At 35.0% G+C, this 10868-nt stretch carries 7 protein-coding genes and 1 riboswitch; of the genes, 6 read left to right on the top strand and 1 reads right to left on the bottom strand.

Annotated features, from left to right (window positions below; translation table 11 throughout):
• Positions 1-208: 208 nt before the first annotated feature.
• Entirely contained in the window at positions 209-802 is a 594-nt protein-coding gene (locus Q9Q97_RS20930) for a hypothetical protein (RefSeq protein ID WP_306160697.1), read from the bottom strand.
• Between the two features lie 418 nt (positions 803-1220).
• On the opposite strand from Q9Q97_RS20930, the gene Q9Q97_RS20925 reads away from it, so the two are divergent.
• From Q9Q97_RS20925 to Q9Q97_RS20900, 6 genes are all read left to right on the top strand, one after another.
• Positions 1221-2129 carry a DUF4440 domain-containing protein gene (locus Q9Q97_RS20925; protein ID WP_306160695.1) on the top strand — a complete coding sequence of 303 codons (909 nt, stop codon included), beginning with the start codon at positions 1221-1223 and terminating at the stop codon, positions 2127-2129.
• A 69-nt stretch (positions 2130-2198) separates the two neighbouring features.
• Positions 2199-3533, top strand: coding sequence for an alginate export family protein (locus tag Q9Q97_RS20920; RefSeq protein ID WP_306160693.1), 1335 nt, complete (start codon positions 2199-2201; stop codon positions 3531-3533).
• Between the two features lie 42 nt (positions 3534-3575).
• Positions 3576-3779: riboswitch (cobalamin riboswitch) on the top strand.
• A 114-nt stretch (positions 3780-3893) separates the two neighbouring features.
• The gene (locus tag Q9Q97_RS20915) at positions 3894-5942 is read left to right on the top strand and encodes a TonB-dependent receptor (protein WP_371878228.1); all 2049 of its coding nucleotides are present in this window, start codon (positions 3894-3896) and stop codon (positions 5940-5942) included.
• Entirely contained in the window at positions 5939-7084 is a 1146-nt protein-coding gene (locus Q9Q97_RS20910; protein WP_306160688.1) for a DUF5074 domain-containing protein, read from the top strand. The genes Q9Q97_RS20915 and Q9Q97_RS20910 overlap by 4 nt, the downstream gene beginning before the upstream one ends.
• A 12-nt stretch (positions 7085-7096) precedes the next feature.
• Positions 7097-8293: a cell surface protein gene (locus tag Q9Q97_RS20905; protein ID WP_306160687.1), complete on the top strand. Its 1197-nt coding sequence runs from the start codon at positions 7097-7099 to the stop codon at positions 8291-8293.
• Positions 8294-8496: 203 nt separating this feature from the next.
• The gene (locus tag Q9Q97_RS20900) at positions 8497-10776 is read left to right on the top strand and encodes a DUF5074 domain-containing protein (protein ID WP_306160685.1); all 2280 of its coding nucleotides are present in this window, start codon (positions 8497-8499) and stop codon (positions 10774-10776) included.
• Positions 10777-10868: the final 92 nt, after the last annotated feature.

The raw sequence follows: 10868 nt of genomic DNA, 5'->3' as shown, positions 1-10868 counted from the left end.
AAATCTAAAATCTAAAATCTAAAATCTAAAATCTAAAATCTAAAATCTAAAATCTAAAATCTAAAATCTAAAATCTATCCCGAGGCTTCGGGACTAAAATCTATGTACAAAACTACGTAGTTAACTACATATATGCAACAAAAAAACTGCTGAAGACAGCAGTTTTAAGTGTTTTTTATGATTTCAAACGATTTCTTCGGTAAGAAATTTATTCTTTTACTAATACAATAACAGCTTTGTATCCCGTACCAACATTCCATTCGCTTGACGAAATAACTTGGCCTTTGTCGTCATACACTTTAAATTCGGCAGTGTTTGGAGAAGCAAAACCTTCGTTTAAAGCTTCGATGTCAATTTTATTAATTCCTTTTACTAAATTGATTTTTACGCTTTTAAAGTCGCCGTTTAATAAAACTTCAGGCTCAATTACTTTATCGTTTAAATATACTTTTACTTTATCGCCGTCTACAAAAGCAGCATCGCGATACATAACTGTAGAAGTCGTGGCTGTGGTGTTGATATTTCCTAAAAACTGATTTCTTCTATAGAAAATGCCTTCAACATTGGCCTCTGGTTTATAGAGATTCGTGTCTTTAAATAATTCGTCTGGATTAACCTGAAGCGGTGCTGGTTTTTCTATAGGCGCAGGCGGATTTTCCTTTGGAGCTTCTTCTTTTGGCGGAATAGTTTCTTTTACTGCTGGCTCTTTGGTGGGAATTTTTTTGAATTTATTATCCAATTCCTGAGCAAAACTGTGCAGTGAAAAAGAAGTAAAGGCAAGTATAAAAAATATTTTTTTCATGTTTTCTTTTAAATTAATCTTGAGGGTATTGTTATAAAGATTAGATGCATCATAATCTTTTATATATAAACATTTTATAAAACTAATTATTGTCTTGTAAGGTGTTATTTTTTTCTAAAAATTAACTAGTTGGGTGTAAGTAAGCATGTTGAAACAACAGATAAAGAAGTTTCAAATTTTTTATAAAGTAAAGAATCCGAAGGATTCAAATATTTATAGCATATAATTCCCGCCGCAGCTATGCGACCCCGAAGGGGTCGTACTCAAGATGTGGCATAAAATCTATAAACATTTGAATCCTTCGGATTCTTTGATGAAAATAACTTGGTTATAAAGATGTTTTAAAATAGAGATAAATATTTTTAAAATACTGAAAATCAATATTGTATATTTGTATTTGAACCAAAACAAATAAAATATGACCAAATTGATTTTAGCCTTTCTGTTTTTGGCAATTGGCGTTTTTGGGCAAGAAAATAAAACAGATTTAGGCATTAGAAAACAGATTGAAGAATATAACACTTCTTTTGCTACCGCTTTTACAGAAGAAAATAAAAACGCCTTACTAAAAGCCTATACAGAGCAATCCATTTTGATGCCCGAACACAGCAGACAGCGAACGGGTAAAAAGGAAATCGAAGCATTTTACGAACAATGGCTCTCTCAAGCCGAAATTGCTTCGTACGAAAAAATGATTCTGGAATTACAGGATTTTGGAAATTACGTTCTCGAAATTGGAAATTTTACCGAAAATCTGATCGTTAAAACTTTGGAACCCTTTTCTTATTCTGGAAAATATGCTGTTTTATGGAAAAAGTCGTCGAAAAATAAACTGCTTACTATTGCCGCAGAAATTTGGGGTTCTACAAGTTATTTCGACGATAAAAACATTCCTGAAATAGACGATGCTGGAATTTCGCCAACTAAAGAATATATTTCTTCGGATAAATTAACTTTAGAATTAAAAAAAAGAAATAATACGATTAAAAAACTGGTTCAGAATAGGCAAGGAGCAGAGCATGCAAAATTGTTTATGCCAGACGCGATGTATTTAACCTATTATACTCCAATTCTTTCTGGAAAAAAAGAGATTACAGCATATTTTACCGAACATGAAAAACCAGGATCGCTGGTTATAGAAAAAATTTCGATTCAAACTTCCGGAATTATTAATGCGAATAAAGCCATTATAGAATTTGGATTTTATAATGTTGATTGGCGTGACGGTGACAGTAACGGAAACGTAAAAGGAAAAAGTATAAATGTTTGGAAAAGAGATAAAACAGGTAAATTAATGCTCTTTCGTCAAATCGTAAATCATGATTGATAATTATAATAAGGATATCACAAACTAAGATATTAATGTGAGGGAAGATATGTCTACTAAATACTATATTTGTATAGTAATTCTATAGGATTTGTATATATGGTGTTAAAAGGCATATTGAAAGCGGTTTTCTTTTTGTTTGTAATTATTATAGCTGATAATGCAAATGCACAGGAAAATGGCAGTTTATCGCAGCAGTTTCAAATGAATATAGAAATACGTCCGAGAGCAGAATACACTTCCAATTATATACTTCCGCCAAACGATTCTATTGATCCTTATTTTTATATCACGCAGCGAAACAGAATTTCCATGTTATATGAGCGTGAAAAATGGCTTATGAAATCTGATGTACAAGAAATTCATTTGTGGGACGAAGCAAACTCCAGTTCTAAAGTCGGAAGTGTCAATTTTTACCAGTTGTTTTTAGAAACAAAATTCAAGTCAATCAACTTTCGTTTAGGAAGACAAAACGTTTTATTGGATAATGGCAGATTATTTTCGGATGCGCCGTGGGCTCAGCAAGGAAGAGCACACGAAGGAATTCGAATTATGAAATATGGTAAGCATTTTGCCAACGATTTATTCTTTCTTTTTACCAGAAAATACAATACCAGTTTTGAAAGTGCCTATTCTCCAGTTGCTTCCAATAAATACAAATACATGCTGGTGTATAATTTTAGTTATAATTCGAAAGAAAATTTTTCCTTTAACTCTATAAATACTGTTGATTTTTTAGAAAAGACAAATTCAGAAACACTGTATACTCGCGCAACGACTGGAGGAAGAATTGAATTTAGAAAGAGACAATGGTACTATACTTTAAATAGTTATTTTCAATTTGGTCAAAATCAAAAAGGACAGCATTTGTTTGCCTATTATTTCCAACCAGAAATAAAATGGTCTTTGCAAAAATCTACTTTGCGTTTAGGAGCAGAAATCATTAGCGGAAGCACCCCTAATTTAAGTGTAGAAAATTCGGGAGACTTTGATGTTTTGTATGGAGTTACTTGGAAATTTAATGGTAATATGAATGTTTTTACCCGATTTCCTGCCGATGTTGGCGGTAAAGGTCTTGTAAATCCTTATTTATTTTATTTGTTTCAGATAAATTCAAAATTATCACTTCGTTCCGATTTTCATCTTTTTTATACGCAGTATCCTTTGGAGAACGATTTAAATCAAGAAATGTCAAGATTTTTAGGATTTGAAAATGATATTTCAATGAAATATGTTCCTATTAAAGAGCTGGAAATTAATGTGGCATTTTCATTTTACAAAGCAACAGATTCCATGATAAATCTTCCAAAAATACAAGATGTAAACCAATTATCATATTGGAGCTATTTGATGGTTTCTTACTCCTTTAATGCGGTCAATTTTAGAAGAAACAAAAAAATATAGCCTTTAAAATCTTTCCAATTTACATTTATAAAAGATAATTATATCTTTGCGCCAGATTTTGGTCTGCTTTTTCAATTCAGAAAAAGCAGTTAAAAGGGAATCAGGTGCAAATCCTGAACAGACCCGCTACTGTAAGTTCTATACAAGTCTTTAAATAGTACTAATGCCATTGTTCGCCGCGGCGAATGAGAAGGCCGTTTAAAGATGGAACAAGTCAGGAGACCTGCCACGATCACATAGTTTAAAACTTTCGTGGTATGAAGTTGATGACAAGATAATGACCTGCTATTTAGGATAGTAGTCCTATTTCTATGTTTTTGTAATTACGGCATCACGCAAAGTTTATTTAATAAAATCGTGATGTATAATTTGAAGAAAACTTTACTTTCTATTTTTTTACTAATTGTTCCTTTTTTGCTTCATTCTCAAGCAGTGACTGATAGTTCGCGGGTTTTAAAAGAAGTTATTTTAAAGGGAAAACCGTATCAGGAAGTGATTCCTGTGCAAAGTCTTTCGGGCGTTCTGCTCGAGAATCTGTCAGCTCATAATGTTGCCGATGCACTTCGCTATTTTGCAGGAACTCAAATTAAAGATTATGGCGGTGTCGGCGGACTCAAAACGGTTGATGTCCGTAATATGGGGACGCATCATGTCGGCGTTTTTTATGACGGAATTCAGTTGGGTAATGCGCAAAATGGCGTAACCGATCTAGGAAAATATTCGCTTGACGACATGGAATCGCTGACGATGTATAACGGTCAGAAAAGTGAAATTTTTCAGTCAGCTAAAGACTTTGCGTCGGCTTCTACAATCTATTTACGAACCAAACGTCCTACTTTTTCCAATAATAAGAAAACCAATCTGCTGGTTCGCTACAAAACCATGTCGATCGATTATCATGATCCTTCTTTCAGATGGGAACAAAAACTGAGCGACAAAGTCAGTATGAGTGTCAGTTCAGAATACATCAAATCAAACGGTCAGTATAAATTTCGATACAAAAGAAAAAATCAGGACGGCAGCGTTGCTTACGACACCACAGCAACGCGATGGAATAGCGATATTGAAGCTTTCCGATTGGAATCGGGTGTTTTTGGCAAAATAAATAAAGGCGTTTGGGATGCCAAAGTATATTATTACGATTCTGAAAGAGGTGCTCCCGGCGCTATTGTCGAAAATAAGTTTCGTGATGGTTTTCGCCAATTCGACAAGAATTTTTTCTCTCAGGCATCTTTAATAAAAGACGTTTCGGATAAGTATAAATTGCAGCTAAAAGGAAAATTTGCTTACGACTACACACATTATATCGCTCGAGATACCACCAATGTTTTAGGAGAAACCCTAACCGAAGGTGCGCAATCTGACGATAGTTATTATCAGAAGGAAGCCTATTTTTCGGCAGTGAATATGTACAGCATTTTACCCACTTGGGATGTTTCGCTTTCAACCGATTTTCAATACAATAAATTAAACGCGACGAGAAGAGGAATTCAAACGCAATTTTCTTTCCCTCAACGTTACACTGCTCTTGTTTCTCTTGCGACTTCTTATCGGTACGAAGGTTTTAAAGTTTTAGGAAATGTACTCGCAACCCGTGTTATCGAAGAGGTAAAATACAATGCTAAAGCGCCAAACAAAACTGAATTTACTCCCGCTTTGTTTTTGGGTTATACTCCTTTCAAAAAATACGATTTCAATTTAAGAGCATTCGCCAAACGCATTTTCAGAATGCCAACTTTCAACGATTTGTATTATACCATGATCGGTTCAAGCACTTTAAGGCCAGAATATATGAATCAGTACGATGTTGGTTTTACGTATAATTTCCCCGTAAAGGAAAGCTTTTTCGATAAATTTTCTCTTCAGGCAGATGCTTATTATACCAATACAAAAGACAAAATTGTGGCTGCGCCGACAGGAAATTTGTTTCGCTGGATGATGACGAATATTGGTCAAGTAAAAGGAAAAGGAATTGAAACGGTTTTGAATATGGCTACTCATATTGACAAAGTAAACCTAACCGCAAATCTGACATATACGTATTCTCAAAGTCAGGATTTTACAAAGTTTGTTGGTTTAGAAATGTCGTCTTACGGCGATCAGATTCCGTACACGCCTTGGCACAGCGGATCTGGAATTTTGAATGCTGGTTATGAATCTTGGAACTTCAACTACAGCTTTATTTATGTTGGAAAACGCTATAACGGAAATGTCAATAATATTAAAGTGAATGAAGTCCAGCCTTGGTACACGCACGATTTGGCGGTTCAGAAATCTTTCGCATTCAAAAATTACAAATTGAACGGCGCAGTTGAAGTCAATAATGCTTTTAATCAGCAGTACGAAGTGATTTACAATTATCCGATGCCGGGAAGAACATTCAAATTTATAATCAGTTTTGAGTTATGAAAAAGGCGATTTTAAAAATAGTATTGGGTTTGAGCATAGCCATTTCTTTGGTTTCCTGTCGTGAAGACGAAACAATATTTCTTTCTTCAGATGTTAGCGTTGCGGCACCGAGAAGTGACGGAAAGATTGAAGGATTTTATCTGCTGAACGAAGGAAATATGGGAATGAACCGAGCGAGTCTGGACGTTTTTAATTACAGAACAGGAAATTATACGACAGATGTTTATTCCGAACGAAATCCTTCTGTTGTCAAGGAATTGGGAGATGTTGGAAACGATATTAAAATCTACGGGAATAAAGTATATGCGGTCATTAACTGTTCGAATAAAGTGGAAGTTTTAGAAAAATGGACGGCAAAACGCATCAAAAAAATCGATATTCCGAACTGCCGTTATGTGGCTTTTTACAAAGATAAAGCGTATGTGAGTTCGTATTCTGGACCCGTTGCCATCAATCCAAATGCAGAAATTGGTTTTGTTGCCGAAATTGACACGACTTCTTTAGAAATCAAAAGAAAAGTAACCGTTGGCTATCAGCCAGAGCAAATGGTAATTCATAACGGAAAATTGTATGTTGCCAATTCTGGAGGTTACCGAGTTCCGAATTACGACAGAACGGTTTCGGTAATTGATTTGGAGACTTTTACAGAAATCAAAAAAATAGATGTTGGCATTAATTTGTACAGCATGCAGATTGACAGCCGAGGCGATATTTATGTGAGTTCTCGTGGCGATTACTACAACACGCCGTCTAATCTTTTTGTGATTGATACGCAGACAGATGAAAAGAAAATGCAACTCGATATTCCTGTTTCTGGAACTTGTCTGGTTGATGATTTATTGTATTTCTACAGTGTTTCTTGGAGTTATCTGACGGGTTCCAATAAAGTGAGTTACGGAATTTTGGATACCAAAACCAAAAAGGTAATTACAAACCAGATTATTACCGACGGGACAGACAAAAAAATCATGATTCCGTACGGACTTCAAGTGAATCCAGAAAGCAAAGAAATCTACATTACTGACGCTCAAAACTATGTTGTAACCGGTTATATCTACTGTTTTACGCCCGATGGAAAATTAAAATGGAAAACGACCGCTGGGAATATTCCAGCTCATATTGCTTTTATCACTAAAAAATAAACATTAAAAACAATGAATAAAAACCTTTTAAAAATTGCTTTGTCTCTAATTCTATTTTTAGGATTGGCAGCCTGCAGTAAAGATAACGATGAAGGAGATTTGCTTCCCGCAGAGGTGCTGAAAGAATCGTATACAATTGACCGTTTTAAAGTGCTGAATATTGCGACGGCTCTTCCAAGCACGGCAAAACTGACTTGGAGTATAAAAGATTCGATTATTTCAGATAATGTAGAATTGGATTTTATTAGTCCGTACCAGAAAAATTATCCATTGACTTTAAAAGTAGAAATTAATGGAGAAACTAAAGTGTACAATTCGTCCATTAATGTTGTAAAAGAAACGGGAACGTACAGTAAATATATTTCTAATGTATTTGATTTTCGTCCTGCTGTCGGACAGTTTACCAACGGAATTCCAGAATATAAGGAAGGAAATACCGAGGCCAATATGATTTCTGCAGCTAAAAAAGCGATTGCGGGATCTAATACGACTATGATTTCATTAGGAGGTTTTGGCGGTTATGTAGTTTTTGGTTTTGATCACACGATTCCGAATATGGAAGGTCGTGATTTTAAAATTTTAGGAAATGCTTTTTGGGGAAATGAAGCCAACGAAGCGCGTGCAGGATCTTGCGAAGCAGGAATTATTATGGTCGCGTACGACAAAAACAAAAACGGAAAACCAGACGAAGACGAATGGTACGAAATCGCAGGCAGTGAATATTTTAAAAACACGACTATAAAAAACTACGAAATCACCTATTTCAAGCCTGATGCTAATAAATCTCCAGTCGCTGGAACTGAATTTTGGCAGGTTGATAACGAGTACATTAAATGGCAGGATAATGCTGGAAAATCAGGTTTTAAAGTCCAAAATGTATTTCACGACCAGAATTATTATCCACTTTGGATTGCCAATTCTTCTTATACTTTAAAAGGAACTAGAATAGCTGATAATTTCTACGACCAAAGCGGAGAAGGCTCGTACTGGGTCGGCAAATCGTTTGAATTTGGTTACGCCGATAATGCTCCAAATAATGATGAAGCTTCGAATATTGATATTTCGTGGGCGGTTGATAAAAACGGAAAATATGTGAAACTTCCAGGAATCGACTTTGTAAAAGTTTACACCGCAATTAATCAAGAAGCGGGCTGGTTGGGCGAAGTTTCTACGGAGGTTTCTGGAGCTTATGATTTGCATCTTAATTAATTTTTTAAAACACATAGAAACATAGATTTTGAAACTTAATAAAAGGCGTTTCACTTTGCTTGAAAACACATAGTAGATACACGCTTAAACTTTGTCAAAGTTTGAAACTTTGACAAAGTTGTAGTGAAAACATAAACACTATGTTTCTATGTGTTTAAAAAAAAATAAAAACACATTAACACAACATTTTAAACAAATAAATTATGAAGAAAAACTACTTAATAATACTCATGCTATTTTTTGCGTTTGTAACCAATGCGCAGACAACAGTACAAGGAGTTCCTAGAAACGATCTGAAATTAAAAGCGGTAACGCAAAAACAATTAAAAGCACAAACAGCCAACGCAACCACTTTTGACGATATTCAATATTGGGTTGGAACAGGCGCGAATCAAGCGGCATTTGTAGTGCAATGGAATGACAATAAAACTTCTGATGCTTTGGTTTGGGGATTTAAATGGGATGGAACAGCAACGGGCGAAGATATGATTAAAGCCATTGCAAAAGCAGATCCTCGTTTTTTTACGTTACTTTATCAAGGAACTCAATTCGGATCTGCGATTGGAGGTTTTGGCTTCGATTTGGACGGAGCAGGCACAAACGGACTCTATAAAGGCATTGATAAAACCTTTCCTTTTTATCCTTTTGATGGTATAATTAATACGTCTGCTTACGATTTTGATTCTTATACGGTTATCGATACCAATGATCACTGGCAGTCAGGATGGACCACTGGATATTGGTCGTATTGGGTTAAAGATCCAACTGATAGCGATTTTGGCTATTCTGGTTTAGGAGCTTCTTCTCGCGAATTGCAAAACGGTTCTTGGGATGTCTGGAATTTTAATCCAGAAATGCAACCAGTTGATCTTGCCACAACTTTTACCCCAGTTACTCCTTATTCTAAAACTATAGATTTTACTAAAGGCTACTTTATGGTCAATGAAGATTGGTTCGGACATGTGAATGGATCTGTAAATTTTATTGATGCTAACGGAAACGTTCATTACAGAGTATATAGTGAAGCTAATGACAATCATACTTTTGGTGCGACTACACCATACGGAACTATTTATGGAGATAAATTTTATTTTGTTTCTAAGCAAGAAAAAGATGGCGGAGATACGCAGTACATTCCAGGTGGAAGATTGGTTGTTGCCGATGCAAAAACGATGAAAAAAATCGCTTCATTTGAAACTATTGGAGGAGGAGACGGACGCTCTTTTGTGGGTATAGACGAAAAAACGGGTTATATAGGTGCTTCAAATGGTGTTTATCTTTTTGATATTGAAAACATGAAAGTAGGAAGTCAGATACCAACAACAGGCGGAGGAAGCCAATATGCGGGACAAATTGGAAATATGATTCGTACTTCGCAATATGTTTTTGCTGTAAAACAAAGTGCAGGAATTTTAGTTATTGATCCTAAAACAAATACGGTTATAAAAACCATTTCTGGCGCGTTTCATTCGGTTACACAGGCCAAAGACGGAAGTATTTGGGGAATTCAAGAACAGAAATTGATCAATATTAATCCACTGACTTTTGACACAACAGTTTATGCTATTCCAACAACTAAATATTTAGGTTCTTGGGGCGCTTGGAATGCGGGAAGTTTTACTTACAGCAATACAGAAAATGCTTTGTATTGGAATAATAACGTAAGCAGTTTTGTGGCAGGCACAAAGATTATACGATTTGATATTGCAACAAAAACATTCAACGAAAACTTTGCTACACTTCCTGGACAAACAGGAACTTACAAGCAAATTTTGTATGGTGCAGGATTACGAATTGATCCAGTTTCGGGGAATTTAATTGTAAACACAACAGAAAGCGGATTTAGTTTTCATTATCAGAAAAACTGGATTCATACTTATGATACCACGGGGAAATTAATCGACACAAAAGTCTTAAACGATTATTACTGGTTTCCAGCAATGGCAGTATTTCCAGATAATGCAGCGCCAGTTGTCAATTCAATTTTGCCTTCGCAAGTTTCAACAGGAAGTCCGACCATTATTGATTTAAAAACAGTGGTTTCAGATGAAGACAATTTATCGGCAGCGATCGTAAAAACAATAAAATCAAATAGTGATGCGAATATTGTTTCAGCAGAAATTAATGCGAACGAAGAATTAATTCTAACGCCAAAAAATGGTGGAACTGCAACCGTTGTAATTAGTTTTAATTCGAATGGAAAGATAGTCGAGAAATCTATTTCGGTTGATACTTCTGTTTTAGGCAGAGATGAATTCACGAAAGTGCAATTATCAATTTATCCAAATCCAGTATCAGATTATCTGAACATCAATACAGAAGACGAAATCAAAAATGTTGTGATCTATGATGTGACAGGAAGAACGATCAATACGCAATTAAACAACAGCCAAATCGACGTAAGCAATTTTGCGAAAGGTTTTTATATCATTAACATTGTGACCGATAAAGCGACTTATACTCAGAAGTTTATTAAAAATTAGAAAATTAGAAAATTAGAAAATTAGAAAATTAGAAAATTAGAAAATTAGAAAATTAGAAAATTTTTAAACTAAACCTCTTTGCTTCTGTAGTA

Source organism: Flavobacterium sp. DG2-3 (genome assembly GCF_030730925.1).
Taxonomy (GTDB): Bacteria; Bacteroidota; Bacteroidia; order Flavobacteriales; family Flavobacteriaceae; genus Flavobacterium.
Note: the sequence above shows the minus strand (reverse complement) of the source record. Positions and strands in the feature narration are given on the sequence as shown.

Bases quoted from the DNA above. Each gene is read 5' to 3' on its own strand.
- Q9Q97_RS20930 (WP_306160697.1), bottom strand. From the start codon at position 802: ATGAAAAAAATATTTTTTATACTTGCCTTTACTTCTTTTTCACTGCAC.
- Q9Q97_RS20925 (WP_306160695.1), top strand. From the start codon at position 1,221: ATGACCAAATTGATTTTAGCCTTTCTGTTTTTGGCAATTGGCGTTTTT.
- Q9Q97_RS20915 (WP_371878228.1), top strand. From the start codon at position 3,894: ATGTATAATTTGAAGAAAACTTTACTTTCTATTTTTTTACTAATTGTT.
- Q9Q97_RS20910 (WP_306160688.1), top strand. From the start codon at position 5,939: ATGAAAAAGGCGATTTTAAAAATAGTATTGGGTTTGAGCATAGCCATT.
- Q9Q97_RS20905 (WP_306160687.1), top strand. From the start codon at position 7,097: ATGAATAAAAACCTTTTAAAAATTGCTTTGTCTCTAATTCTATTTTTA.
- Q9Q97_RS20900 (WP_306160685.1), top strand. From the start codon at position 8,497: ATGAAGAAAAACTACTTAATAATACTCATGCTATTTTTTGCGTTTGTA.